Consider the following 26,814-nt stretch of genomic DNA (forward strand, 5'->3'; position numbering starts at 1 on the left):
CGAGTGTACAAAACGATACGGCTCGGGACGCTACTCGAAGCTACTGAACTTCTCAGCGACGTTCTCACGGATCAGCTGCTCGCGGCGTTCGACGAACTCGGGGAAATTCTCGATGCGATGGAGTCGTTCCTCGGTCGGGATCAGGTGTCGCTCGTAGTACTCGTCCGTACGTGTCGAGATCCACTCCTCGAAGTCAACGTCGCTCTTCTCTGCGTTCTCGTTCGGCGTCAGCAGTTGGAGGTTCGCGACGACGTCGCGGCGGTTCTCACAGCGCTGGGCAGTCTCCGCCGAGAGCCCGTACTCGTCAACGAGCGTCTCCACATCGAGGACGCTCTTCGGGAAGATATGGTCGCGCTGGTAGGTGACATTCTGCTTCACCGGCTCCGGATAGTAGAGGAGCGAGAGCAGGAGGAACGACTTCTGCGAGCGGTACGTCGTCTCGTCGAGTAGCGATTCGATGACGTCCGGGCTGAATCCAACGACCTTCCCGCGTCCACGCATCTGGTGGTGTATCTCCTCGAGCGGGAACTCGCCGCCGGACTCCTGGATCGCGTCCCGAGAGTCCTGTAGCACTTCGTCCGGTCGCGAGTTGAACGTGCCATTGAGGAGAGCAGAGGTGAGCCAGTAGTGGACCTGCCGTCGGTTCTCACTCCCGGTCTTCGACTCCCAGGAGAGGTCGGGATCGTGGTGATGGATGTAGTAGGCGATCGGGATGAGGGCGTTCGAGCTCGTCAGACTCTGGCTATCGAGTCCGAACTCGACGACGAGGTCAAGCGCGGCGAGGATATCATTTTGGATGGTCGTCTCGAGCCACTCGCGTTTCATCTGCCCCAGATTCGCGTTCGTGAAGTTCGCGATTCGGTACTCCGGTGGGAGGTCCGAGAGGACGAGTAGCGACTTCAGCACGAAGTCGGTGCTGAACGAGAACCCCTTCTCCTCATGGTACTGGTTCAGACGGTCGACGAAACTCGTGATCTCCTCGCGAGCGTTGAGGCTCTCGCTCTCGGTCTCCGACTCCGTCCATCTTGCTGTCGCCATCGAGAGAAGAATCTCCGATTTGCTGAGTGGCGTCCCGCCTTCGTTTGTCCTGACGAAGATGTCCAAGACGCGTTCCTGGTCTTCGGTCGTCTCCTCGTGGTACTGGATCCGGGTGTCATCGGCGAGTGCTGCGAACAGCGTGTGGAGGTTCTGCTGTGCGTCGTAGCGTTTCTCCTTCGGGAAGTCCTCTATCCCGAGGTCGTCGGTCATCTGCATCGCGTCGACCGCCGTGTCCGCGCCCTGGATCTCACTCACCGGGAACCAGTAGGCGTCCTCGGTGGGCTCGGGCGCCTCGTTCTTGAACGTGAACTCGTATCGGAGGCCGAGTTCGTCCTCGAGTTCCTGTTCCGGGTCGGAGAAGAGATTCAAGTAGAGTTGCTTCTGCGTCCACGCGTTCGGGTTCTTGTACTGCGCGAACTTCCGCTTCTCCGTGAACGACCCTTGGAGGCCGATGTAGAACGCGGTCAGTCGCTGCTGGCCGTCGAGGACGAGTCGCTGCATGTCCGGGAGGGTCGTCTCCTCCTGTGCAGGGACCTTCGGGTTGTGGTGGTCAAGCTGGTCGAAGTCCGGACTCTCCGGATAGACGCTGTCCTCGATGTAGTGGCGGACGAAACGGTACTTGATCTGGTCGGCCGCCGCGTCGCCCTTCAGCTTCCAGACGAGGAACGAACCGATCGGATACTCCCGCATCACCGAATCGAATAGTCGAACGATCTGGTCGGCGTCCCAGACGAATTCGCGCTGGATCGCCGGGAGAAAGATACTCTCGTTGAGGTCGTCGACGGCGTCGATGATGCTCATCGACTGCTGAGCCATGCTCGCCACCTCCGGTTCGACGAACTAAATAACCCGTTGTAGCCACACCAAGGCACCTTCTCGGCATTTCGTGTTTGGGAGTCCTCAGATGCCTTCTTTGCATGACCTGAAATCGACGCTGGGTTGTGACGACTAGGGGCACTGCTTGCTCACTACGAGCAGGTTGTCAAACTCTTTGAGTGAGTCCCACTACGTGAATATCACCTCACAGTGGTTCACCACGTTTCAGGGCCCCCAATGGCAGTGATCGCAGTGTTACGAGCCCCAAGTTGAAATCGCAAGACGGGACCATTAGTCAACAGCATGCCAGTAGCAGAGTATAAGGGGAAAGCCATAGACTCCCTACGCATCCAGAAAATGAGAGACACCTTAGGGAAAATTCACGATGCCGTACAAGATCGGCCCGACTTGGAAGAGGAGGAAGTAACTAGCCTCTTCGAGAACGCGGGATTTTTCGAAGAGCTGGGGTACATCGGTGTTCCGACGGACGTCCGGACCGAGAATCATATCGCAGGTGGCGATCGACCTGACTACTTTTGCAAGGACAAGTATGGGAACGTAATCTTCGTCGTTGAGTTCAAGAAACCATCTCGTAAGGAAGATCTCGCCGATCACAAGGACCAGCTGTGGGACCAGTACGTAGTCCCATTAAAAGCCGACTATGGGGTGTTAACTGATGGGGAGGAGCTGATCGTCTACGAACGGGGTGGCCGAAATCGAGCGAGTCGTCGGTTCCGCCGTCCACTTGACGACCTCCACGATGAAGACTATGAGACGCTCGAAGAGCTCCAGAAGCCGACGTTCGAGTTCGACTCAATGGAGACGGTCGAGGGATACTTCGATGAGGTCGATACCGTCGCAATCGACCAAGTCATCAATGGTGAGGACGTCGGCCAGAACGAATTTCTCGATACATTTCGCCTCGAATCGGGCACGCTATTCTATCAGACACTCGAACGGACCTTCGAGCTTCTCGACTACTATCTCGAAGAGGGCGCGGAGGACAACTTCCCACGAAGCGCGTACGAGTTCTGGCTCGAATACTACGCGTCGGACCCCGGATGGTACGACATCCCGAAACCTTGGAGGGAGATCGCGGGGAGTGCGGACAACAAGCAGAAGCTCATGTTCTGCATCGAGACCGTTCAATCGCTCCTCGGGCGACTCATGCTCGCAAAAGCGTGTGAGGACAACGACTTCCCGAACGTCAACCTTTCTCGGTTCGTCACTGAGGAGACAGTCGACTTTCGAGGTGACGTCGAACCCGTCTCCTATCTCCTCATGGGGGACCGACTCATGTCTCGAATGCGGGACGAGCTCGTCGAATCCGTCTTCGAGCAGGACATCTACTACTGGTGGACAAAGCCTGCCGAAGAAGCCGCTGAAAAGACCCCGAAGGAGATTCGCAATACTGAGTGGCCCGACGAAGTCGAACGGCTTGGGGAGGGGTTTGTCGAGTTCCTGCTCGCGATCCGCCGGTTCGACTTCGGTGGAATGAGCGGAGACCCCCTCGGCGAACTCTATCAGCAGTACTTCGACCGGGAGACGCGACGCGCGCTGGGCGAATTCTATACTGACCCAAGCCTCGTCAGCTACATCGTTGATAGTTCTGGATACGAGGGCGAGAGTCACGGCCGTTTGATCGACCCTGCGTGTGGGTCTGGGACGTTCATTGTCGAAGCGCTCCGCCGATACAAGAACGCACGTGGCCCGAATACCGACTGGGAGACCGCGCTCAAGGACCTCTGTGAGAAGGCACGGATCGTCGGGATCGACATCCATCCGTTCGCGGTTGTCCTCTCACAGATCCGGTTCATGACGGAGATTCTCCCGGAGTACAGGGAAGCAATCGAGTCTGACCCCGAGTTCGTCCTCAAACGGCTCCCCATTTATCGAGCGGATTCACTCGTCGACGAGACGCAGGTTGAGGAAGGCGAACAACAGACGCTCACCGCGTCGCACGGCGAGGATTCGATCGAATTCACGATGACGCTTCCCGTGAAGGATGGCTCGGAATTCGTCCCGATGACGTTCGAACTTCCTGAGTTCCAATCCATACAGCAACGGACCGCTCACGAGGTTGAGTCGCGTCAGGACTACTTCTCCGGGTTACTCGCAGTATTCGACGCCGTCAAGGACCGAGCGTCAGACGACGTTAACTCGATCGAAACGTCTGAGCTCTCGCCGTACTTCGAGCCGTACTTCGACCGGAGTACGAACGTCGAACAGGTCACGTCGGCGTTTACGGAGTGTGCGAACGACTTCCTCGAAACCGTCAGCGAGCTGCGCAACGAGTACGACGACGGTCGTCTGTTGAAGCTTGTCGAGGACATCGTATTGAGTGCGACGCTAAAGAACGACCTTTCGTACCAGTACGTCGTCGGAAACCCGCCGTGGGTGTCAAAGCACAGCCGCTATCAGGGTGAGGAGGAGGAACGGCGGCTGAAACAACAGTATGCCTCCGCGTGGAAGGAGACGGACACGTACATGCAGTTCATGGAGCGCGGGCTGGATATGCTCTCGGCGGGAGGGACGCTCGGGTTCATCGTCTCCAACCGCTATCTTACCAACGACGGGTCGAAGGAGATTCGGGGTCTGCTCGCGAAGAACCGGATCAAGGAGATCGTCGACTTCACCGACTACCAGCTCTTTGACGGCGCGACGACGTACTCCAGCATCGTGACGGTCGAGAAACGCGCCGAGAATGATGACTGGAGCTCGTTCATCGAAAACAACGCGTTCGACGACACGTACGACATTGAGGCCGCCCGCGTCCGTGACTGGGACGGGAGTACCCTCGAACTCGCAGACTGTTTACGCCGACGCGAACCGACGACGGCAGTGGATTTCTTCCACGTTGACGTCGACCGACTCCGAGGCCGTGTCGAAGTCGACAACGGTGCAGTCGTCTGCGAGTCCGTGAGCGAGGAATTCGAGACGGAGACTGGGGGGAAGACGACCGTCCGTGCAGAACTCCCCGAGGTCGACGTCTGGCCAATTTGTTCGGCTCGTGAGTACGGCGTAATCGACCGTGTGGAGAATGGGATGGACGCCCGACTCGGTGATCGGAAAGTCATTCGGGACAACCAGCAAGAGCATGTTGGAGACGTTGTAGGTGACAATATTCGTGTCGGGATCCAGACTAGCGGTGACGGCGCATACGTTGTCAACCCAACTGTCTCAGTCACACCAGAGACACTACACGACCTCCCCACGATCAGTGTTACCCCATCTGGTTACGACGAACAGTTTACTCTTGAAACGGACCTGATCAAGGTAGACATAAATGGGGAGGACGTCGATCGGTGGCTCCCCGATTGGAACGATCGCCTCGTCATCGTCCCGTACGTACAGGGAGATGATCGTGCGCGTCTCGTCCAACCGACCGAGTTGAGAGACGACTACGAACAGACATGGCGGTACTTCACCGACCCGGCTATTCTCGAGCTGCTTGGTGACGAGTCGAAAGAACGGAGTCGCCTCCATGCGACGCTCGCAGCCGACCTCGGTGTGATTGATGACGGGGACGCCGACACGCTTAATTCGCGTCAGTACGGCGGGTTGAGCGACGCGCTGCGAGACAATGCCGAATACCTTGACACGCAGGACAAGGACCTGTGGTGGTATCGGTATATGTACCGGAAGAACATCGAGACACTTCCGAAACCGAAGGTGATGACGGGGGACCTCGTCCAGTACAACAAGCTCTGCTTCGATGATGCTGGACACATGGCCCCGCACAATGTGAGCGTCTACGCCATCATGCTCGACGAGGATCGGAAACGCGCACTAGCGGGTGTGTTGAACTCGTCGCTCGTGGAGTTCTATCACAAGCTCCACTCGCGGATCCACGTCGGGAAGGCCTACCGCTACATCGAAGACCACACGTCGAAGTGGCCCGTCGTCCTCCCGGAGGGCGACGATCGTGACACCATTGAGGACGCGGTCGAGAACATCCTCCGGCTGAAGGACTTGGAACTGAAGATTGAACGGTTCCCCGACCCCTACATCGCCGACGCGCGGGAGTCCGGGGTCGAATTCCACTCGTTCAGCTACACGGCGTCGTCGAAAGTGACGCTCAGTCCGGGAAAGCAATCCGACCTCCAGGGCGAACCGGCGTTCGAGATTGACGGGGAAATCGTCGACTCATCCGTGATCGATTCGGAAGCGAAGTTCGAATATGTCCAGCAGGCGCTTGACGGGACGACACTCGAAAAAGGAACGACGCTCACTGTGCCGGTTCCACTCACGGACACCGTGGCTTCAGACGCCCTCAATGAGTTCAAATCCGACCAAGAGACTCTCGAATCCGAAGCCATCGAGCAATACGAAGAGACGATTGATGACACTGTCTTCTCCCTCTACGGAGTCGAGAACGAACGAGATCGCGAACTCGTAGAACGCTTTAACTCACAATACGAGTCAATCCGTTCACTCCCCATCTATCCCGAGTAACCGCCAACGCTCACGTGTCGTTTTCTTCTTTCAACCGTACATGCCGGGCTTAAGTAGCAGAGGGACACGCAATAGGTCACGATACGCTAGACCCTATCGACGTTGACTAAGGCAATCACAGCGCATACGGCGAAATTCTGCGTGTTCGTCGACGCCGCCCATCGCAACCCCCAGAAGCGTCCCCGCAGCAGTGCGAATCGATCAGCGTGCGGTAGGTTTGTCTCTACCCTGATTGCTGAGAGAACACGCGAGAGTGATTCGTACCCATGAGAGGAGAGTTCATGTAAGTGAAGCATGGACAAGGCTCTTGTCAATACAAAGAACACGTTTAATCTAGAATCGTAGCATAAAACGGCCGCAGCTAAAACTAGTATACAAGGAGTATTCCTCAATGGATATGGACCCCGCCGAATACGCAAACAAATCAAAACGAGAGATTCTCCACGAGCTCGTTGAGTACGTCGTTAAAACCGACGAGGAGATGGAGGATAAGGGAACACGAAGCGGCGGGCAAACCGACCTCAATATATATCTCTGCGATAATCAGGGCTTCGAGATTGGCAACCTTGATCACTGGGTCCATCAGTTCACTGAAGACGATTCCATCACCGGGCACGCGACGAACTTCGCCGAGGAACACACGTTCTCTGAGGACGTCGCTGATGACGACCTCTCTGTCGTCACCATCACGACGCCGGATAAGGGCCGAGAGGACGAATTCCTTTTCGTGACGACGAATGGGAATAGCGAAGAAGACTACCTTTGGGTCCTCACCACTGTACACTCTGATTGGCGCGATAAAACCATTGAGCGGTTCCTAAGCTATCTTCCCTGCGTCGAACGTCTGTACCTGTCGTCTGACGACCTTGAGGAGGTCACCGGTGATATCCGTGATTCCCGTGTGTCCGGATTCACGGCCAAGTACCATGCACCGAATCGCCAACGAAACGCGACCCTCCGCTTTACTGGCGCGGAGCCCGGTGACTTAGAGACAGCAGAGGATGCCTTTGATGCAAAGCCGACGCGGATCGACTTCGATCAAACCAATTCACCGACCACTGCGATCCAAGGGGCGAATACGAACACCGGTCGGATCTCCATGCGTTCGGTGCGGGATGGATCGGAGCCGAAGGCAGTTGAAACGCTTTTGGGAATCACGGAGGGTTACCAAAGACTGGACCAAGCACGGTTCGAAGTCAAGTTTGAAGCGGCACTGGATGATCTGGATAACGGATTTACTGTAGACGGCTTCACTGCTGTTGAGCTAGCTGACCCTGATCGGGATGACGCTGATCCAGAAGATCTGATCGACGAACTGGAGAGTGATGTCCTAAACGGGAATCGCTACCGGCATGGAATCCGTGACGGGGGAACGAAAATCCGTGTATTCGACACAGAACACGATGAGACATTCGACGTGGCCTTGGAGCCACCTAATATCGTGTTGTATGCACGGAAGTCAACCTCTTCGCTGAGTCTTCGAGCGTTCGTTCGAGAGGTCTACAGCGAGCTTGACTCGACCTACTCGCTTGAGAAACATCAAAATCCGGTGGCGATCCAGTAACCATGACCCTCACAGCGGGAGAGCGTCAACGACGCGAGGTCAATACGTACAACCTATTCTATTCCGCTGTTACCGCACGCGCTGATCCACCTCTTTCTTCCCGAGGAGTCCGGATACCCGTGATGTTCCCTGTATTCGAAGATGCGTCTGAAGGCCGTGACCTAAAAGCTGAGCCAGACATCGTTCTTTACGATGGTTCGACTTGCGTGCTGTGCGAGATCAAGAGTGGAAACAACATCTCTGAGCGCGACATTGACCAAATGGCAGAGTGCGCCAAGGTGTCAATCGAAACCGCCGAAGAGGAGCTTAAGAACGCGCAAGTCCGCGACAAGACGGAATATGATGGATCAGTATCGTCAGTAGAATCTATTATCGTATACCAGGATATGGATGAAGACACTATTGAGGAGCTGTACAGTGACTCGGAGAGCTTCCGCGAAGCATTCGACCGTCTAACAACATACGCAGTACTGATGACTCAGGACTATGGCGGGAACCTCCGTGTACTCGGTGGAGAGTTCAATGATGACGGAGCGATGCAATCAGCACTCCGGGTCGGCGTCTCACTCCCAGAGAATCCACCGGACGAGATTATGCTAACCGAGGGTATGGAACCGGAGGTACTCGCAATGGCGGTGACCGATATCTGGGGGGAACGGGCGTTAGACCACGAGGACGGTGTACGAGTATCACGCGCGGAGGTTCGGGACTTCTTTGCACCGCGCCACAACGTAAGAGCCGGTGACCTAGAGCTTGCTTTCGAGTTTTTACAGGATATTGGCGCATGCGAGAAGGTCAATACACATCGATACGAGTTCCGGCGTGAGCACATGAGCGCAATCCTCGGCGTTGAAGAGCTCGTGATGGCCCAGCGGGTTGAGGAATATCTACGAGAAGACGACCAATCAACCTTTGATTCGTTCGGTGATGATGGAACGAACTGAGATTTGTTGTGAGACGCGGAGAGATGATAGGGCATTCATTATAGAACTATAGCCCGTAGAGCTCGGATCGCTCCAACGCCCGTCCGATAGTCGACCGTGAACACTCCAGCCGCTTCGCGGCCTTCCGCTTCGAGAGTTCGTCCTTCTGGACTATCTCAAGCGTCGCGACGACGTCGTGGTAGTCCCCATCCTCGATGAGCTCGCCGTCGTCCTTCTCGAAGCCAAGCGGCGCGGGCCCGTGGTGGTACGCCTCGTTCTGCTGGCGGGCGGTGATACCCTCTCGCGTGCGCTGGCGCGTCATGTTCGCTTCGAGCTCTGCGAAGACGCCCAACAGCTGGAAGAGCGCGGTCTGGGAGGGGTCGCTCTCGTCGGGGCGAAGCGTAAGGTCCTCCCTGACAATGTGGGGATTCGACGCAGCACCCGATCACTCGCATCGCAGTGCTCGCATCATCCGTTCGAGATGTCGGTGTGTCGAGTGTCCTGGTCCGAACTGGAGGATGTCGTGACAACGGCGATACGACCATCGACGATCAGGCATGACCGGTTCAGGACGTTCACTCGGAACGACGGCGAGGCCTTGACGGCTACGTGCGGGGGGTTCAACACGCTGAAAGCCACGTCGGTGACCACCTGGATCGCGAAGACGTGATCAGTGAGTAGTGGGTTGGACGATGAGTCTCGTGGCGTTCACGACTCCAAGTGAAAGCACGCAATCACGAGCGCGCGACGCCATCAAACGTGAGAGGGATGGTTCGAGTGACGGCGTATCGGCTATTCTGGTTCGGCATGGTGGGCGTCGCGACGGCGGCGACACGAGTAGTGACGATCGGGCATGGGGCACTCTAGACGGTCACTTAGCGCGACGACAAGCCTGTTAGCGACGAGTACGTTCGCGGGGGGTTCGACCGCTGAAAGCCACGGTTGGGGACTTTCTCGACCGCGGCGTCTTCGTCAGTGAAGATGAGGCACCCACGTATCTCGAACGAGTCTTCCGCGAATGGAGTAGCGACGCAGAGCTTGATGTCGTGCTCAACCAGTAGGGAACCCCCCAGATTGCACGAGTTAACGGAATCCACAGCTGCTGTACGGCTTTTCGCCGTTCGAAATGGGAAATCCTGGGGGGAGTAGAATTCCCCCACCCCTCGTTTTGAGTGTCTAGTGTCATCCAAAGGAGGACCACAACGAACAGACACACCCCTCGTTTCGAGTGTCCTCTACTGGAATCGTGAGTGTCGTCGGTAGAGGAGAGAGCCACACCCTCCATTTCGAGTGTCCTCGAAGGGGGTCCTGCTCCCGTTCCTTCTCTTCGTTCGATTCGCACGAACACTCGAAACAACCACTCTATCTCCTTCTAACCAACACTCTGGACAGAGATCCGGGAATGTTGGTTAACAGAGGTGCCGCTATCAGTTGTTTGTCGGCCCCAGAGGGGCTCAACGGAGCGGCGCACTCCGCCATGTACCCACCACGTGCGCATGGGGTCGTACTCGAGGCGCTCCTAGGTGGCGTCCCGCTCTGCGGCGGCGTCACCACCGAGGCCGTCGTACGGGCGAGTTAGACGAACGCCTCCAACGTCGACACCGGCGAGTCCGCGGCCTTCAGGTACGCCGTGACGGCACGCTGAACGCGGCCGTTCGGGATATCCACCCTGGAAGGGCGCTCGTCGAAGACGACGTTGCAGTTCCGCACGAGCGAGGGGACGTGCGCGAACTGGTGGATCACGTGAATGAGAAAATCCACCGCAAAAACACTTGAAACGACCCCTCCCTGGCGTTAACCAACAGATCGGCGAAGGTCCCCGGTCTGTTGGTTAAACTACTGAGAACCAACAGCAGCAGTTTATCGTCCCCGGTGGGGTGAGGGGTCCAGTAGAACAGCGCGTTCAACGGACTCCTCGTGATCAGGATGGCTTCGAGAGAGATCTACGCGAACGGGTTCGACGAGGACGTCCAGACTGACGACCAGACGAATGGCTGCCCGGAGTGCGGTGGGCGAGTCGAGACGAACACAGTAGAGACAGTCTGCGAGGAGTGCGGACTCGTCCTGGAAGAGCACGCAGTCGATCATAGCGGCGAGCCGGTGTACGACGACGAAGACGAGCGAACGGGCGCCCCACTCACGGCGGCGCACCACGACCGTGGACTCTCGACGACGATCGGGTGGAAGCGCGACGCGAACGGGAATACGCTCTCGGCGAAGAAGCGCCGGCAGCTCGGCCGACTACGTCGCGAGCAAAAACGGGGTCGGTTCCGTTCCAAACAGGAGCGAAACCTGAGCCACGGTCTCGGGGAGGTGCAGCGGATCGGGAGCGTCCTCGACGTCGACAATACGCTTCGGGAGCAGGCGTGCCAGCTCTTCCGGAGCGCCCAGTCCGAGGACCTCCTCGTGGGGCGGTCGATCGAGGCGATGGCCGCCGCGAGCGTCTACGCTGCCTGCCGGTGCAACGGCCGAACCCTTCCACTCGCGGACGTCGTGGAGGCCGCGCGCGTCGGCGAGAATCGCGTGACCAACGCCTACGCGACGCTGAACGAGAACCTCGGCCTTCCGGCACAGCCGATGCAGCCCCACGCGTATCTCCCACGTCTCGCCTCCGACCTCGACGTTCCCCAGAGGGTCCAAAGACGAGCACGAGCGCTCACCGAACACGCCGAGGATGAGTGCATCCCACAGGGGGCGTCTCCGACAGGCTTCGCGGCGGCCTGCCTCTATCACGCGGCCCAAGAGGCCGAGTATCGGCTCACACAGACCGAAGTGGCAGACGTCGCAGGCGTCACCACGACCACGGTCCGAAATCATCGCGAGACGCTACTTGAGGAGCTCCCGTAATCCGAGCGGAAGCGGGTCGGCAGTTCGAGAGGACGCCGCGGGAGTGAAGTAGCCAGGGCGTCAACGTTGTTGACAGGGATGTCGCATCAGATCCGGCTTGACGACGACGTCTACGAACGCGTTCGGGCAGCGAAGCAGGAGGACGAGACGTTTAGTGATGCGGTCGAACGGCTCATCGGTGGTCGGTCGCTGAGCGAACTCGCGGACGTCTTCGACGACGAGCAAACCCAGGAGATGCGCGATGCGATCGAGGCGGCCGACGAGCGTGATCACGACGAAGCCCGTCGGGTCGCGGAGCGGTTCGAGTGATCGTCGATACCAGCTACGTTCTCGATATCATCGACGAGAACGAGGCGGCACTCGCCAAAGAGCGTGAGCTCGAAGCGGCGAACATTCCGCTCGTCATCCCAGCAATGACGATCCTGGAGCTTTACATCGGCGTCGGGAAAGTCGCAAATACAGCCGAAGAACGCCAGCAGGTCGAAAGTATCCTCGAATCGTATCCCCAAGTGGCGATGACACCGAGTATCTCGCGACGCGCCGGTCGGATTCTCGGCGAAGCGCTCGCCGCTTCCGAGCCTGGCGAGGGCCCCGGCATCGGAAAGGGAGACGCCGCGATCGCCGCCACAGCCATCGAGCGCGACGAACCCGTTCTCGCCGGTGATAGCCACTTCGGAGCCATCGACGGAGTGGCCCTCGAAACGTACCGCTGAGACGCCCGACGCAGATTCATCTTGGAAGACGAGAGAATACGGAACGTGACGCGAAACCCGGACCGTCGTCGCGACGACGAAGCGTTGCAGCCCCGAGGCGAAGCGACCCAAGAGCCGGACCACGTCCTCGAGCAAGATGACGAGCTATGCGATCAGTTAGGAGCGATTGAGTATCCCGAGACGGCAGGCGAATCGACGGCGTACTCTAGCGACGGCTCCATCCCCACAGCGCGAGAAAGGTGTCGGTCGTCTCGGCGCGAACGTGGCGGGATACGCGATGTGAATCGAGACGCCGGCGAGTCAGAGATGGATCTCCTCCATCTCGTCTTCGCAGTCGTCGCGGCGCGCACCAACATCGCCGCACTCGCGAAAGGGAGCGCTGCGCATTCGTTCCTCGTGAAGAAGGGCGACACCGCGGTCCACGAGTGCGAACTCGTCGCGGAGAGTGATGGCTCGCCGTCGCGAACCCTCACCAACGACTGGGGCAACCTTCCCGACGTCGCCCACGTCGAGAGCGACGCCGGCCAGCGGCTCCTGCAGCAGGCGTGTGACCGGACGCGATGGCGGGATAACGAAGACTCGACGGAACACGCGACGTACCTCTACGACGATGCCGGGCACGCGATCGACTCACGGCAGCGACTCGCCGTAGTCCATGCGCAGGCCGAGGACGCGCTCTGGCTCGTCCCCGCACTCGCACTCCAACAGCGTCCCGACGAGCAGGGGCAGCCGTCGTCCGCGACGCCCACACACAAGCCACTCCACTGTCGCCACTGCGAACGTGAAACCCCCCATCGCTTCCGCGGCGCCGAGACCAGTCCAGACGAGCAGTGGGCGGGACAGCCGATCTGGGAATGCCGGATCTGCGAAACACCACGCCACGGCCCAAGCTCACCATAGTGAGGTGTGAGCACTAAGCGACCGATCCGCCTAGACGAGTAACGCGAATAGATTCTCGTGACGAGGTCGATGTTTCTCGCTCGCACAAGCACTTTTGTCCCATCCAACAAGAATGTCTGACACCGATGTTCGACATAGAGGGGCTCACCTTCGAGGAGGACAAACGACAAGACTTGACCGAGGGCCGGCGTCGAAACTTCAAGCAAGGATGGACTCGTGCCGTGCAGGGACACGAGTACGAGGGGGTTCTCGAGGAGTTGACGTGGAATAATCTTGGCTGGCGGCTCGGACGCTTGTTCGAGCCGACACCAGACGACCTTCGCGAGGAAATTCTAGACTGGTGTGCTGATCAGCGGAACGCAGACTAAACCGTGAAATGTCGCCCTCCGTCTGGAGGACCGGTCGCCGATGGGAGTCGCTCGCAGAACGGACAGAAATACTGACGGGTGTTCTATCGATCACATCCATCGGTAGATATGCTCGAATCGTCGATGCATCTCGCGTTCGTTCCGGTGGCGCTCGTCCTCATTGTCGCTCCGGGACCGGGCTCTATCTACGTGCTCACGCAGAGCATCATGAGCGGCCCCTCGCCGGACTCGGGGCTGGGCTCGGCGTCGCGAGCGGCAGCGTCCTTCTCGGGTTCGGCGCGAAACTCGCTCTGGAGAAGCGCCCCACAGTCTGAACTCAGAGTCCGGTCGTACTGATTCTTGCCTAGTCCCGGATCGAGGGGCACACCACATGTCGAGTGTAAAGCTGCGTGTTTCGGCCGGGAACGGCCGATATCGTGTATCCCGCGTCGCGTGTTTATTGCGCGAAGAGCGGTGGCGCGCGCCGGAGTGGCGTGCGTTGGACACAGATGCACATGCTCATCTACGCACTTGTGGAGGCATCGACGCGCGACGAAGCACTTGCAGCAGGCAAATCTGCGTTCGACCGACTGGTCGGCGTCGCCCCAGACGCCAACGCCGTCTTCGACTACTACGTAACGTTCGACGAGGCGGACGTCACTGGGGCGGGCCAAGCACGGTGGGGTGAGCGGCCGGCCGCGGCGCCGGTCGAGTCTGACCCGGCGAAGACCTCCTCGAGGCTGGCCGGGAGGCGACCATCGAGGCGTTCGAACAGAACCTCACGGCTGTTCGCGAGGGCTTGGACGAGCTCGACGACGAGGCGATTATGCGTGACGAGGACCTCGTCCGGCATGCCTGCCACAATCTTGGCGCCTATCGCGGGCCGTCAGTCGTCCTCTACGACGAACACGGACAGGGGGTTCGGGACCGAGACCGCCTTAAGCGGATTCTCGACGGCGCCGAGTCGTGTTGGATCGTCCCCGCCGACGTCCACTACTAACGATGGCGAGCCACACGACTCGCCGACGGCCGCCGTGGCAGAAGCCAATCCCGAAAACCGCCTTCGGCTACTGTACGAGCTGTCAGACAGTGCCGGCGGACCCGGTCCACGCCGCACGTGGCGACCAGCGGTGTGCCGACTGCTACTTCGAGGACGAACTCGCGAGGACGAGCGACGTGTAGACACCCCGTGTGCAAAGTGTAAATATCTACTTGCAACCGTTTCAGACCCTCAGAGGCAGTATTAGGGATTCGGACGATGGCGTGTTAACCAACAATTGGCAGTGAAGTCGGGACGGTGTTGGTTAAACTGGGCGGGCCGCAATCGCCGTCGTGTTTGTCGACCCCGAGAGGGGTGCGGGAGTGCCCATGTGGTGCTCTCGAACTAGACGATGAGTGGAACCTTCGACGATCACGCGACGGCACAGACCACACACCACCAAAGCGAGATTCACTATGTCGGTTCCCGGAAGCAGGGAGAGACGATCGTGACGACCCATCCCGGTGGGGAGCGCCTCACGCCGGAGCGCAGTCTCCAGATCGCCCGCCATAGTCCGAGCGGGTTCGCCGTCGGCTATCGCGGCAGCGGCCCGGCACAGCTCGCACTCGCCGTCCTCCTCGATTACACGGACAACGCCGCGCTCGCCCGTGAGCACTATCAGCGTATTCGAGGTGGAGCCTCCGGCCTCAAGGAGCGAACGGAGTGAGCGAGTAGGCCGGAGAGGAAACCGACATGGTATGACGTAACCGGCATACTCCGACCGGCCAACTCCCGAACGTATACGTACCGTTGGAACCTCTCTGAAGTATGGACGTGCGTCGAACCGCCGTCGTAAAACTCAACCTTTCCGACGAGCAACGCGACGCACTCCACCGGACCGCCGAGCAATACCTGTACTGCGCGAACCGAACCGCCGACTACTGTTGGTCCGACACCGCCTACACCGGGTGTAAGACCAACAAACGGGAGGTCCGGGATGCGCTCTACTCCGAACTCCGAGAGGAGACGGACTTACAGACACAACTCGTCCAAGCCGCGATACGTCGCGCCGTCGAAGCCGTCAAAAGCGTTGTCGAACGGTGGAAAAAGGGACAGCGCGTTTCTTGCCCCACGTTCTCCGCCGAGACGATGGACTACGACACGCGGAGCGCGACCTTCTACCGCAACAAGGCGTCGCTGGCAACTGTTGAGGGGCGGGTCGAACCCTCGTTCGTTCTCCCGGCAGACGGCCCGACGCCCTACGACCAGTACGTTCTCTCGGAGGACTACGAGTTCCGCGAGAGTACGCTTCGGTACGACGCGGCGACCGACAAGTTCTACCTTAACATCTCGACGCGGCGGATTGACGGCGTTGACGAGACGTGTGTCTCGTCCGCACACCAGAACGCGAAGCGTTCTGGGGACGACGACGAGGTTCCGGCAGATACCGGGCACCCTGACCAAACGGTCCTCGGTATCGACCTCGGCGTCAACAGCCTCGCCGTCTCCTCGACCGGCACGTTCTGGCAGGGAGACGACTACGACCACTGGTGCCGCGAATTTGAGAAGCGACGTGGAGAACTGCAACAGCGCGGCACCCAAGCCGCGCACAACGCCCTGCTTCGCCTCGGGAAGCGCGAAGACGCATGGCGCAAACAGTACATCCACACGGTCGCCAACGAGCTCGTTACGGAAGCCCTCACTCACGACTGCGACGTTATCGTGTTCGAGGACTTGACCGACATTCGAGATCGACTTCCGCACGCGACGTGGCACCACGTCTGGGCGTTCCGACGCCTGTTCGAGTACGTCGAGTACAAGGCCCCCGAACGGGGTGTCTCTGTGGAGCAAGTTGAGCCGAACCACACGTCCCAACGCTGTTCACGAACGGACTGTGGATTCACGCACGAGGACAACCGCCACGGCGAACACTTCTGTTGCCAGAAGTGCGGGTACGAGGTGAACGCGGACTACAACGGCGCGAAGAATATCGGGCTACGGTACGCTCGGAAGCGGACGCACAGACTCCGTTCCTCGCCCACGTCGGGGAGCGGAGACGCACCAGTAGACGTGCGTGTGAATGGTGGGACGTTGAACGGCGAGAGTCACCGGCAGATTGCCGGGGACTGATTGCCGGGAGTCCACATCAAAGCCCCACCCTCAAGGACCGAGGCGCGTCTGCGCCGAGGGAGTAGGGTGGGGTAGTTTACACGTTCAAAGACGAGGTCGTCAGCCACCTCGAGTACGGCGCCGATGGCACCTGGACGATCACCGACGCCGATATCGAACAAATCCTCCCCAAGGATATCGCACCCACTCCCTAACGCACTTCTCTCACCACCAATGTCCGACTCCACCGAAGCGACGAGCAACGTGACCGACGAACAGCCAACCGAAACCAAGCACGTCGAACGCACTGACGTCGGCGTCTCGATCACCGTCCAACTCAAACGCGGGTCCGGAACGCGCGAGGAAGACAAGATCACGGGGAAGGTGAAAGCCGAAACGCTCGACGACGCCCAAGAGGACATGGACGTGCTTCGCGAGTACCTGCATCGACTCGCCGAGGATGCACGACAGATCCAACCCGGGGTCGAGGCCGAGTAAAGGCGCACGTCGAAGCCCCTGATCACGTTTGTCGACGCCGCGAGCGGGCGAGGCGCCATCATGTCCAACCAAGAGAGCGAGAATGCGGGCACACTCACGCCCGAACAGCGACTCACGCCAGCGAATCTCGACCTCCGCCGCGCGTGCATCGTCACGGTTCCCGACGTCGAGACCGTCCAAGCGTGTGTCGCCTACGAAAACGCGCATCAGAATCGCGAACCAGTACTTCGGCGACTCGCCCAGCAGACAGCGGAGCTTCGATCTAACTGAGCGAGCGTCGTCGAAGGTGGCAGCGGTCGAAAGGGAAAGGTCACCTCCGGCTTTATACGGATGGCCCGCCAAGGAAACGTCCGGAGTGTTCACGCCATGATCGACGTTGAAGACAACATTGAACTCCTCCAGCAGTCGGGACGATTTTCCTCCGAGGAAGAGTTCCTTGAGGAAGCGTTCCGCGCCCTTCTGGAGAAGCGCCCCGAGCTACGCGTCGATCTCGCTGTCGAGCAGTACAAAACTGGCACCGTCTCACTCAATCGTGCTGCCGAACTAGCGGGATACAGTCCAGAGGAGTTCAAGGAGATTCTCCGCGACCGCGGCGTTAGCCGCGATGTCTCCATTCTCAATAGTGAGGAGCGGTCCGAGCACCTCGAAAATCTATAGTGGAGAGTGAGTGTGCTCATCGACAACAATATCTTGAGTTCGCTCGCGAAAATTGAGCGGCTTGAGCTATTGCCCGCACTTTTCGAGCAGGTCGGGACAGTTCCCTCCGTGCTTGACGAACTCCATCGCGACGAAGTCGCCGGCTATCGGTTCGTCAAGCGGATAGACGCGATTAAATCCTATCGCGGCGGCTGGTTGCAGGTATACTCGCCAACGGAGTCTGAAGTTCAGCTTGCCGACGATATCGTTAATGCATCGCTCTCATTCACTGATGCGGAGTGCATTGCCGTCGCAGCAACTCGCGATGAGCGACTGCTGACCGACGACGGCCACGCCGCTGAGATGGCGTCCCAACGCGACATCGAAGTATGGGATCTGAAGTTGCTACTTGAGGCAGCCCTCGTGAAAGGTCATATCGATACCGAGAGCGAACTCGAAACTGTGATCAACGAACTCCGAGAACGGGACGGATATCGATTCTCGAGCCAAGATCGGGCTGACCTGTTCGATCGACTCTGACCCGCTATCGAATATGGACGACTCGAACGTGCGTAAGGCCCTCGACGAGAAGCACGAGCGGAACCGCGAGCAACGCATCGAGGCCGTCAAGCGCTGGGTGGCGTACATCAAATCCGAACCACCCGAGGTCTGGGGACCCCAGCAGAACGCGGTCGTCGACGACCAACTCGAGGCGGCGCAGAGTGTTGGCACATCGGCACAGCACCAACAGCACGTCAAGGACGTCGCGGCGGACATCGCAGCCGTGAAAGACGACGACGCGGCCGAGAGCGAGTAGCTGGTCGGTCATCGTCCGGCGATTTTCCGCAGACGTGGGTTTGTCGAGCCTCCGGAGAGAGCGGAGGACCCCAGTGATGAGCGACACACCAAACATAGATGTCCACCATCAAGCAGCGTTCAGTAACGACGGCGGGCTCGAGGTAACGGAGTCGAGCGTCGAGACATCCCTCGAGGACTTCGGCGCCGATGTCGACCACCGCGACCGTGAAACGCGACGTGATCAACCCGCAACGAGTGAGTTCGGCGTCGACGACCGCCCCGAAGTGCAGGACGCGGTCGATGATGACGAGCAGGTCGCGCTCTTCCCCGAGACCGACGAGGACCAGCAAACACTCCCTGGCGAGCGCGCGGCGACACACTGTCTCTTCGAGGACTAGTTGGCCGGCATTCAGCATCTGCCCGCTAGACAGAGCGCGCTACTCGTCGAGGGCGGCGGCGATCGCCTCGAGTTCGGCCTTCCGAAACGCTCGGTCGACGCCGTCCGTCGCGTCGTCGCGTTCGCCGATCATCGCGAGGATCCCGGCACGCATCTGTGGCTTCGGTGGCAGCGAGTCGGTATCGATTTCGTAATTGAGGGCGTCGCAGATGGCGGCGAGGTCTTCTTTCGTGAACGTCGCGGAGATCTCCCGCTCGAAGCGCCCCGTGCCAACTCGGATGTCGTTCCGCAGCTCGTCGACGGTCTTGGCCATACCTCAATGTGGGCCGAGAGCGCCGTGTAGATTCTGGTTCCACGTCGACGTCCGGAGGAACCGACGTCGATTGCCCCATCTCGTCAGCAGCCGCGAACAGTGAGGCCCGTGACGGAATCGGAGAAGCGGTGACACAGATCGATACACCGCGTCGGAGTTTGTCGGCCCCGGGAGGGGTGCGGGCGCGCCCGAAAGGCGCGTCGTCGCGAGAGAGTCCATGAGTGACGCACAGTTGGAGTCAGCGGTCACGTTCGAGGAATCGGAGTCGCGAAACGAAGCGATGACGGAGACGATCGAGACGTGGATAGAGGACCTCATCACCCACGTCGAGGACGCACGGGGAAGCGAGGCGTTCCAGGAGTGGCTGGACGTCCAGAGTCGCTTCCACGACTACTCCTACCGGAATACGCTCCTCATCAAGCGCCAGTATCCAGAAGCGAGTCGGGTGGCGGGCTACCGGACGTGGCAGGAGGAGTTCGACCGCCACGTCACGGAGGGCGAGTCGGCCATCTGGATCTGGGCACCAATCATCACGAAGCAGTGCCCGGAGTGCGAGAACTCGCCGAGCTACCACGAGGACAGTAACTGTGAGTACGACGAGACGCCACCCGAAGAGTGGTCCGAGGGCCTAGTCGGGTTCAAGCCCGCGCCGGTGTTCGATGTCTCCCAGACCGAGGGCGAGCCGCTTCCCGACCTGGACACGGAAGCAACCGGGGACGCCGGCAACCTCGTCGACCAGTTGACTGCCGCCGCTGACGACCTCGGCGTGACGGTGCGAATCGTTCCAGCCGAGGAGTGGACCCACGGCGAGGCGAAGGGCATCTGCGAACAGCTGAGCCTCGTCGACGTCCAGCCACTCGTCGAGGTGCGCGATCGGGAGAACGAGGCCGACCTCGCGCGGACGCTGATTCACGAGTACGCCCACGCCCTGCTCCACTTCGACGTCGACGACGACACCGAGCGGGCCAAACGCGAAGTCGAGGCCGAAGCCGTCGCGTACGTCGTCGGGCGCTACTGCGGGCTCGACACCAGTGGGTCGGCGTTCTACCTCGCTGCGTGGGAGTCGGACGATCCCGAGGTCGTTCGCGAGCGCCTCGGACGGATCAGTTCCACAGCAAAAGAGCTCATCGACGTTCTGGAAGACGAATCCTCGTCCTCACTCAGTTAACCAACGTGATGATGGATTTCTTCCGCTTTGTTGGTTAAGTTTTTGCGCCCGCCGAGGGGCGGAGGCGCGTTCTGACCTCCGTCGAATAATGACTGAACCCGATCTCACGACGGTCCTCGAGGAAGCAGAGCACGTTGCCGACCAGCACGACCAGGTCGCTCGTACAACTGACAACCAAGCCCACGAGTATCTCCGATACGCCGTTCTTCGAGTGCTCGAAGGCGAGGCGGACCACCTCCCAGCAGACTGGACGCCGATCGACGGCGTGACCGTCGGCTACGGGAGCGACGACGCGATGTTCGATAGCTGGGGCTCCAGCGAAGATTGGTGGGAGACCGTCCCGCCACAGGAGTCGTGTACCCGCTTTCGGGTGTTCTTCCCGGACGACCACCAGACGGTTCCCCGTGACATCATCGACGTGATGGCCGCGCTCGGTGCCTGGCGAGTGTGGACCGGGAGCGCAGCCGTGTGCGGCTCCTACGACCATCGCGAGCGCCGTGAGGTCCACTACCTGTGGCCGGAAGGCCATCCGGTAGAGGAAGTGCTCCACGAGCAGCTCAGTGGCCCTGCAGAAGCCGTCGCTCCCGACGGTGGCCGAACGGGCGACGTTCGCGACCGACTGGTCGTCGACGAGAACGCACAGTCGAAGGACGATCTCGAGCCCCGCACGAAGCGTGCCGTCGCCGAAGCGATGGACGTCTCACTCCTCTCCAAAGGTGGCCGCTACGAGGTGCAGTCCGCGTCCGGCAACAGGTACGAAGTCGACGTCGTCGACGAATCGTGTACCTGTCCCGACTGGCAACAGCGTTCACCCGAAGGCGGCTGCAAGCACCTGCGTCGCGTCGATCACGAGATCAAACGGGGCCGCGTTCCCCGACCAGACGGCCGCCTTCCTTCCCCGTAATCGTGACCGGGCTACTCCACGGGACGGACTGTGTCGCCATCCCGATGGACCCGGTCGAACGTTGAGAGATACGCCAGCCGGTCGTGAACCTCGTCGGTATCCAGCTCCAGTTCCGCGGCCAGTTCGTCGACCGTCATCGGCTCGTGGAGTGCTTGGAGGACTTCGAGCCCCCGGTAGTACCTATTCGTGAGCTCCTGGATGCGGGCTTCAATCGGTGTGGTCACCCCGTACCGCTCCTCGAGTTCGACTAAGGCCTCGTTCGCGAACGTGGCGAACTGATCGTCACCCAGGCGTTCGATCTGGGCTTCGAGTTCTTTCCGGACGACGTCGTAATCGAGACCGGCCTGCACGAGCATATTCATGTCCTCGATGTCGTCGTCGCGGCCGGCGATCGCCTTGAACAGGAAGATATCCTCGTTGCTGACCAGCCGGACCGTCAGTCGATCCAGGTTGAGGAACGGGTCGCTGCGCTCCTGCATCCCATCGGTGAGCACGAGCTTGTTCGCGACCTGCTGATTGAATATGTCGAGGCGACACCCATCGTCGTTCTCGACGCAACTCGTCGCCCCCAGCACCCGGTAATCTGGATCCAGCGACTGGACCTCTGCATACCCGAGATCCATCAGGACAGCCCACAGCTGACCGTACGCGTCGCCGTCCGGGACGACCAGGTCGATATCTTTCGTCGCCCCCTTGAGGTCGCGCAGCGACATCGCGCCACCACCGATCAGGTAGACGGTGAGCGGTTCAGATAGCCCGTCCCCGATTCGCTGGAATTCGTTCTCGATGTACTCACGTCCGAATGTTGGTCTCATGATGGTAGTGGCACCTCGTAATCACGCGCCAACTCCTGGAACTCGTCCCACTCCGGGAGTCGGGCATCGTCGACCTCGCCGTGCGTCTCGAGGTAGCGAAGCAAGGCGTCGATTTCGTCTTCGAGGCCATACTTCGCCGCCTGCTCTCGGAGGTCCGCCTCGTCGACGTTGACGTGGCTGAGGAGAAGAAGACAGTACGAGCGGTGGCGGCTTCCGTCGTCGATCAACAGCGTGTGACAACACAGCTCCGCCGGTGAGACGGCGTCGAGCTCCTCAGAGTAGACGTAGTAGCGGTGGCCGGTGAGCAGGAACTGGAGGTCGAAGGCCGCGAATCGAGCGAGGCCGGTTTCGTGGAACGCCTCCGCGTCGATCTCCGTTTCGGCCTGGGCGAGGAATTCGTCGTAGCCCTCCCAGAGAATCGTGCCCTTTGGGGCGACGGCTTCGAGGCGTTGGCGATGCAGATGGTGTGCGAGTTCCCGGGCGAACTCGTGGAGGCGGTCGAAATCGGCGTTGAAGTCATAGCGGCCGTCGGCCGTCCCGACGAGGCCCCGGTCGCGAAACCGCTTGAGGACGCGGTTGACGGTGTTGCGGTAGTTGTCGCTCCGGTCGGCGATCTCGGAGACAGTTCGCGGCTGGTCGAGGTAGTACAGCACCTCGAGTGCCTTTCCGGTCAGCAGCTTGGGGAACTCGATGTGGGAGTGCTGGCGGACGAGGTCCCGATAGAGTTCGACGGCGCGAGCATCCGACGGGACGACTCGTTTTCGCCGGCCATCGCGTTTCGTGTAGACAAGCCCCTTCTCGACGAGGTCACCGACGGCACGAGAGAGGTAACTCTCGCTGTGGTCGAGCTTCGTCGCGAGGTCGGAGATCGTGTCGCCGCGCTCGACCGTGGCGAGGACCTCAAGTTCGATGCGCCGGAGCACGGTGTAACATAGTACGAAACTTGTATATAAATAAGTTTCGAGTAGTGTTACAGCCAGCAGGCGCGAAAACCGTCTCTACCGTCTTAACCAACAAAACTATGGGATCGCGGGTCGTGTTGGTTAACACGAGAGCAGCCGATGTCCTACGAACCCCCGACCCCACCGGCGAGCCTCCCGACGGAGATCGTCAATACGCTCAACGAGTCAGACCCGGAACGGCTCCGAGACGTTGCTTCGTACGCTGAAGCGCTCGCCGAGCACAAGGAACGAGAGGCCCGTCTCGAGGAGTCGGCAGGTCAAGACGAGGTCGAAGAGCGACCAAACGATCTTCCGGACGACGTCCCTGCCAAAGCGACGATCACGATCAAAGAGATCAACGACAATCGCTACTACTACTGGCAGTGGCGGGATGGCGAAAAAATTCGCTCCAAGTACAAAGGCCCGGTCAACCCGGACGAGTAAAACTCGAAGCAGGAAGACACCCACCCCACGTTTCCGACGTATCGAGAGATACACTCGTGATCAGGGGTGTGGTGAACGACCGAACTGAGAGCTAAGCCAAATCTTCCAGCCGACTGTCCCGGAGGACAGATTTCAACACGATACCAGTGTCCTGAACCAGCCGATGCTCGAGATAACTGCCTTCACCTCGGCCACCACCGGTCCGAGTTGATTCAACGACACCGAGGAACGCCTGTTCTTTCAACAGCTCATAGACGCGGTGCTCGCTGAGAGTCTTCGCGTCAGCTTTCTCGGTCGTCGCTTCATATCGTTCGTAAATCCGGTTGGTCGAAAACCCGTCCTCATTCGGATTCTCCTCGGTGAGCAGCGCGAGAGAATACAGGATGAATTTGACCTGGGTCGTCGAGCCGCGTAGTAGCTCCTCGAAACGATCAATTTCAGCCCACTCCTGGGCATCGCGAACGTGTTCCTCGACGACTGTATCGGCATTTTCTCGCTCGGCTAGCTCGCCGGCGTGACGAAGAATCTCGATTGCCTTTCTGGCGTCACCGTGTTCTTGCGCGGCTAGTGCCGCCGTCAGTGGGATCACATCGTCCGAGAGAACGCCATCGTGGAATGCGTCCCGTCGGTGCTTCATAATTTCGCGCAGCTGATTCGCGTCGTAGGGTTGGAAGACGAACTCTTCCTCGCGAAGACTGGACTTGACGCGTTCGTTCAGCTGGTCGCGATACTCGATCTTGTTGCTGACTGCGATGACGCCCAGGTGGCAATCTGCTTTCCCCGATTCGCGAGCCCGCGACAGCTGCATCAGTATATCATCGTCATCGAGTCGGTCCACCTCGTCGAGAATGATGATGACTGACTCGTAGGCAGTATCCAGAATCTCCCAGAGATAGTCGTAGTATTCACCGCTCCCGATCCCGGCGCGTGGAATATCGAAGTCAGTCTCGTCCGTCTCGTTGAGTGATCGAGTTACCGTCCTGGCAACGCGCGTCTGTGTATTGTGCTGCGCGCAGTCGACGTAGACCGTGCCTACGGACACACCGTTCGACTCCGCGGCTCGTCGAGCTCGTTCAGTGACGTGACGGGCGACCAGTGACTTCCCCGTACCCGTTTTGCCGTAGATAATCACGTTGTTAGGTGGATCACCACGAACGATCGGCCTGAGCTCAGCGGCTACGGCCTTGATCTCGCCATCTCGGCCGACGATACGCCCGCTTTCAGGGACGTGACCCACCTTCAGCAGTTCCTTTCGAGCGAAAATGTTGGCTCGGTCGGGGTCGTCTTCATCAAAGTCGAAGAGGGGATCGTCAGCGGGGTCCTCGTAGCGGCCGTCGAAGTCAGAAAGTTGGGACGGTTCCTCAGCCATCAATATCAGACATCGCGGATGGGACCTACTTAATGATTTGGCTACCTCGACCAGAGTGTAAATCGGGCTATAGTCGTCTTCTGATGTTTTGTCGCTGCCGTATCATCCTCACAAAGGGTCGAGTCGGTCCCGAGTGAAATCGGATTCAGAGCGATAGTTCCAACCTCGGACCGGCACCCCTAATCCAGAGTGAAAGCGCCGGACTGAAGCGGGTTTGTCACACCCCTGATCAAGAGTGAATAGCTCTCCACCCGGGACCGGAGCACTTGGTTGAGACCACACCCCCCATCCAGAGTGTATCTCCCGAACGGAGGAATCAGTCAGTTCTATGAGAGAACACAACGGCGCTTGGCGTCTGACGCACGGCAGACACCTCTCGTCCAGAGTGTAAACGCCGGCGTGACGAGCTGACGTCGAATGGGAACATCGAGGGATGATGACGAGCATTCGTCGGCACCCCCGGTCAAGAGTGAATAACGAGACGGTAGCAGACCCACAGATACAGGCCGCATCTCCAGCTGAAGTAAAGCAGGGTGGAATCGGATCAGTCGGAATCGGGTATCTTGATGCCGTACTGACGGGGAAGATCAGGAGATACCCGTCCCGACACCGGCTTAGAGGACGGATTGCTGGCCGAAGAATAGTCAAAGCAGCGATTGTTCCTTTAACGTTTCACAATACACGGACAACGAGATTGGACCCACACACCCCTCGTCAAGAGTGAAACAATGAAAGAGTCCCTCGGTGGGACCGACGAAAACCACACGACGGATCGGCAGGAAAGCACCGAAATCACACGACGTGGGACGAGTACACCTATTACAGCAGTCGTCTCGCAATCGATGACCCACCAAACATACCAATCTCCAAGGTATTACCTAGAGGTTTTATTACTACCAACCTCTTACCACTCCCCAAGCGCATTCAGCACAGTAAGGAGGACGAGGGCAGCATTCGTCCGGGTGGTTCTGAACCGCTGCTCGTGTTCGCTGTTCCATTTCCGTCGTGTTTTCCGTGTCAGGCTGTCTTCCCGTGATTCTCGTTGGTCTCTCCCCAGAACCCTCGTTTCCCGTGGACCTTCCCCCACACCCCTGATTGGTTTTCACTCTGGACGAGGGGTGTGTGGGCGACGTATCCTCTCCGGCTTCTCATCCGTCCATCCGTTCGTCATTAACCAACATACCTCCTGAATCCCTGATTCTGTTAGTTAAGTTCTTTCAACCTCGGTGAAGGCGGCCAAGTTCGTTTCACGGGTTTCCGCGATTTCGCGTTGAATCTCCGTCCGATCCCAGCCGAGTGGTGACAGCACGCTCTCGACAGCTCTGACGAGTTGGATCTCGTAGTACGACGCATCGTACGACTCGATCTCCTCGTGAGCCAAGGCGACCCGCTCTCGCGAGCTCTTCTCGTCGTCGACGACGACGTACTCGAGGTCCTGTCCTGGGTGGACAGCGAGATCCTGCTCGCGCGCCCGCTTTAGCGCCGCCACGTTCTGGGTGTTTTGCGTATATCCTTCGAGTGGCTTCGAGACACGATTCCGTTCGACAAGCTGCTTGACCGGCACCGTTCCAGCGTGGAGGCGCTTGATCGCGTCTTGGAGACAGTCAAGTACCGCGTCCGGAGATCGAGTTGCGTCAAGCCGTTCGAGACAGTCCCGCTGAACATCCTCAATGAACGGCGGGGTCGAGCGCTGCCGGGCTTCGATGCCTCTGATCTTGAAGTCGTCGTCGCCGGCGACCTTCCCGAAGTACTTCGTCAACGCGCCGGCGTCACTCTCGCGCTGCGGCACGAACGCCACCCAGTCGTAGTGGGCTTCGTGTTCGAGGCGAATCTCGACGCG

The 26,814-nt window shown here is 59.4% G+C and carries 27 protein-coding genes and 1 pseudogene; 20 read left to right on the forward strand and 8 right to left on the reverse strand.

All coding sequences use genetic code 11. The features are described from left to right. Positions 1–30 precede the first annotated feature (30 nt). Positions 31–1,854 (reverse strand): DUF262 domain-containing protein, encoded by a 1,824-nt coding sequence (locus IEX91_RS14325; protein WP_188879836.1) that lies wholly within the window; start codon positions 1,852–1,854, stop codon positions 31–33. A 303-nt stretch (positions 1,855–2,157) separates the two neighbouring features. Between IEX91_RS14325 and IEX91_RS14330 the strand changes: the two genes are divergently transcribed. From IEX91_RS14330 to IEX91_RS14340, 3 genes are all read left to right on the forward strand, one after another. Then, entirely contained in the window at positions 2,158–6,309 is a 4,152-nt protein-coding gene (locus IEX91_RS14330; RefSeq protein ID WP_229772904.1) for an Eco57I restriction-modification methylase domain-containing protein, read from the forward strand. A 391-nt stretch (positions 6,310–6,700) separates the two neighbouring features. Further along, entirely contained in the window at positions 6,701–7,873 is a 1,173-nt protein-coding gene (locus IEX91_RS14335; RefSeq protein WP_188879838.1) for a hypothetical protein, read from the forward strand. Positions 7,874–7,875: 2 nt separating this feature from the next. Further along, positions 7,876–8,817 (forward strand): hypothetical protein, encoded by a 942-nt coding sequence (locus IEX91_RS14340; protein ID WP_188879839.1) that lies wholly within the window; start codon positions 7,876–7,878, stop codon positions 8,815–8,817. A gap of 46 nt (positions 8,818–8,863) precedes the next feature. Here IEX91_RS14340 and IEX91_RS14345 read toward each other — a convergent pair whose 3' ends face one another. Continuing rightward, positions 8,864–9,217: a recombinase family protein gene (locus IEX91_RS14345; RefSeq protein ID WP_188879878.1), complete on the reverse strand. Its 354-nt coding sequence runs from the start codon at positions 9,215–9,217 to the stop codon at positions 8,864–8,866. Positions 9,218–10,371: 1,154 nt separating this feature from the next. After that, on the reverse strand, positions 10,372–10,557 hold the full coding sequence (locus IEX91_RS14350) for a hypothetical protein (RefSeq protein ID WP_188879840.1): 186 nt from the start codon (positions 10,555–10,557) through the stop codon (positions 10,372–10,374). A gap of 165 nt (positions 10,558–10,722) precedes the next feature. Between IEX91_RS14350 and IEX91_RS14355 the strand changes: the two genes are divergently transcribed. The 14 genes and pseudogenes from IEX91_RS14355 to IEX91_RS14420 all read left to right on the forward strand — a co-directional run bounded on the left by IEX91_RS14355 (position 10,723) and on the right by IEX91_RS14420 (position 19,021). Continuing rightward, on the forward strand, positions 10,723–11,643 hold the full coding sequence (locus tag IEX91_RS14355) for a transcription initiation factor IIB (protein WP_188879841.1): 921 nt from the start codon (positions 10,723–10,725) through the stop codon (positions 11,641–11,643). A gap of 78 nt (positions 11,644–11,721) precedes the next feature. Then, entirely contained in the window at positions 11,722–11,952 is a 231-nt protein-coding gene (locus IEX91_RS14360) for an antitoxin VapB family protein (RefSeq protein WP_123079106.1), read from the forward strand. Then, positions 11,949–12,356: a PIN domain-containing protein gene (locus tag IEX91_RS14365; RefSeq protein ID WP_123079108.1), complete on the forward strand. Its 408-nt coding sequence runs from the start codon at positions 11,949–11,951 to the stop codon at positions 12,354–12,356. The genes IEX91_RS14360 and IEX91_RS14365 overlap by 4 nt, the downstream gene beginning before the upstream one ends. Before the next feature lie 279 nt (positions 12,357–12,635). Next, complete coding sequence (locus IEX91_RS14370; protein ID WP_188879842.1) at positions 12,636–13,256, forward strand: hypothetical protein; 621 nt, start codon at positions 12,636–12,638, stop codon at positions 13,254–13,256. A gap of 125 nt (positions 13,257–13,381) precedes the next feature. Further along, positions 13,382–13,624: a hypothetical protein gene (locus IEX91_RS14375; RefSeq protein ID WP_188879843.1), complete on the forward strand. Its 243-nt coding sequence runs from the start codon at positions 13,382–13,384 to the stop codon at positions 13,622–13,624. Positions 13,625–14,112: 488 nt separating this feature from the next. Further along, a pseudogene (locus tag IEX91_RS14380) lies at positions 14,113–14,603 on the forward strand (hypothetical protein). Positions 14,604–14,605: 2 nt separating this feature from the next. After that, the gene (locus IEX91_RS14385; protein ID WP_188879845.1) at positions 14,606–14,785 is read left to right on the forward strand and encodes a hypothetical protein; all 180 of its coding nucleotides are present in this window, start codon (positions 14,606–14,608) and stop codon (positions 14,783–14,785) included. Between the two features lie 209 nt (positions 14,786–14,994). After that, entirely contained in the window at positions 14,995–15,309 is a 315-nt protein-coding gene (locus IEX91_RS14390; protein ID WP_188879847.1) for a DUF6166 domain-containing protein, read from the forward strand. A 101-nt stretch (positions 15,310–15,410) separates the two neighbouring features. Beyond that, entirely contained in the window at positions 15,411–16,712 is a 1,302-nt protein-coding gene (locus tag IEX91_RS14395; RefSeq protein ID WP_188879849.1) for an RNA-guided endonuclease InsQ/TnpB family protein, read from the forward strand. Between the two features lie 213 nt (positions 16,713–16,925). Continuing rightward, positions 16,926–17,189, forward strand: a complete 264-nt coding sequence (locus IEX91_RS14400; protein ID WP_188879851.1) for a DUF7389 domain-containing protein — start codon at positions 16,926–16,928, stop codon at positions 17,187–17,189. A gap of 366 nt (positions 17,190–17,555) precedes the next feature. Beyond that, entirely contained in the window at positions 17,556–17,846 is a 291-nt protein-coding gene (locus IEX91_RS14405; protein ID WP_188879853.1) for a UPF0175 family protein, read from the forward strand. Between the two features lie 12 nt (positions 17,847–17,858). Then, positions 17,859–18,365: a hypothetical protein gene (locus IEX91_RS14410; RefSeq protein ID WP_188879855.1), complete on the forward strand. Its 507-nt coding sequence runs from the start codon at positions 17,859–17,861 to the stop codon at positions 18,363–18,365. A 13-nt stretch (positions 18,366–18,378) separates the two neighbouring features. Beyond that, positions 18,379–18,642: a hypothetical protein gene (locus tag IEX91_RS14415; RefSeq protein ID WP_188879857.1), complete on the forward strand. Its 264-nt coding sequence runs from the start codon at positions 18,379–18,381 to the stop codon at positions 18,640–18,642. A 76-nt stretch (positions 18,643–18,718) separates the two neighbouring features. After that, the gene (locus IEX91_RS14420) at positions 18,719–19,021 is read left to right on the forward strand and encodes a hypothetical protein (protein WP_188879858.1); all 303 of its coding nucleotides are present in this window, start codon (positions 18,719–18,721) and stop codon (positions 19,019–19,021) included. Positions 19,022–19,060: 39 nt separating this feature from the next. Here the strand turns inward: IEX91_RS14420 and IEX91_RS14425 are convergent, their stop codons facing one another. Beyond that, complete coding sequence (locus tag IEX91_RS14425; protein ID WP_188879859.1) at positions 19,061–19,333, reverse strand: hypothetical protein; 273 nt, start codon at positions 19,331–19,333, stop codon at positions 19,061–19,063. A gap of 280 nt (positions 19,334–19,613) precedes the next feature. Between IEX91_RS14425 and IEX91_RS14430 the strand changes: the two genes are divergently transcribed. Together IEX91_RS14430 and IEX91_RS14435 are read left to right on the forward strand one after the other, a co-directional pair. Next, positions 19,614–20,501, forward strand: coding sequence for a M78 family metallopeptidase domain-containing protein (locus IEX91_RS14430; protein WP_407647974.1), 888 nt, complete (start codon positions 19,614–19,616; stop codon positions 20,499–20,501). Between the two features lie 88 nt (positions 20,502–20,589). After that, positions 20,590–21,405, forward strand: coding sequence for a hypothetical protein (locus tag IEX91_RS14435; RefSeq protein WP_188879861.1), 816 nt, complete (start codon positions 20,590–20,592; stop codon positions 21,403–21,405). A gap of 11 nt (positions 21,406–21,416) precedes the next feature. On the opposite strand, the gene IEX91_RS14440 is transcribed toward IEX91_RS14435, so the two are convergent. Together IEX91_RS14440 and IEX91_RS14445 are read right to left on the reverse strand one after the other, a co-directional pair. Beyond that, positions 21,417–22,220 (reverse strand): DUF6036 family nucleotidyltransferase, encoded by an 804-nt coding sequence (locus IEX91_RS14440; RefSeq protein ID WP_188879863.1) that lies wholly within the window; start codon positions 22,218–22,220, stop codon positions 21,417–21,419. Beyond that, positions 22,217–23,143 carry a helix-turn-helix transcriptional regulator gene (locus IEX91_RS14445; protein ID WP_188879865.1) on the reverse strand — a complete coding sequence of 309 codons (927 nt, stop codon included), beginning with the start codon at positions 23,141–23,143 and terminating at the stop codon, positions 22,217–22,219. The genes IEX91_RS14440 and IEX91_RS14445 overlap by 4 nt, the downstream gene beginning before the upstream one ends. 138 nt (positions 23,144–23,281) lie before the next feature. On the opposite strand from IEX91_RS14445, the gene IEX91_RS14450 reads away from it, so the two are divergent. Next, on the forward strand, positions 23,282–23,605 hold the full coding sequence (locus tag IEX91_RS14450; RefSeq protein ID WP_188879867.1) for a hypothetical protein: 324 nt from the start codon (positions 23,282–23,284) through the stop codon (positions 23,603–23,605). A 91-nt stretch (positions 23,606–23,696) separates the two neighbouring features. Here the strand turns inward: IEX91_RS14450 and IEX91_RS14455 are convergent, their stop codons facing one another. Together IEX91_RS14455 and IEX91_RS14460 are read right to left on the reverse strand one after the other, a co-directional pair. Next, positions 23,697–24,974 carry a Cdc6/Cdc18 family protein gene (locus tag IEX91_RS14455; RefSeq protein ID WP_188879868.1) on the reverse strand — a complete coding sequence of 426 codons (1,278 nt, stop codon included), beginning with the start codon at positions 24,972–24,974 and terminating at the stop codon, positions 23,697–23,699. A 1,207-nt stretch (positions 24,975–26,181) separates the two neighbouring features. Beyond that, a partial coding sequence (locus IEX91_RS14460) for a DNA polymerase domain-containing protein (RefSeq protein WP_326838245.1) occupies positions 26,182–26,814 on the reverse strand: 633 nt, incomplete at its 5' end.

The organism is Halarchaeum nitratireducens, from assembly GCF_014647155.1.
Taxonomy (GTDB): domain Archaea; phylum Halobacteriota; class Halobacteria; order Halobacteriales; family Halobacteriaceae; genus Halarchaeum; species Halarchaeum nitratireducens.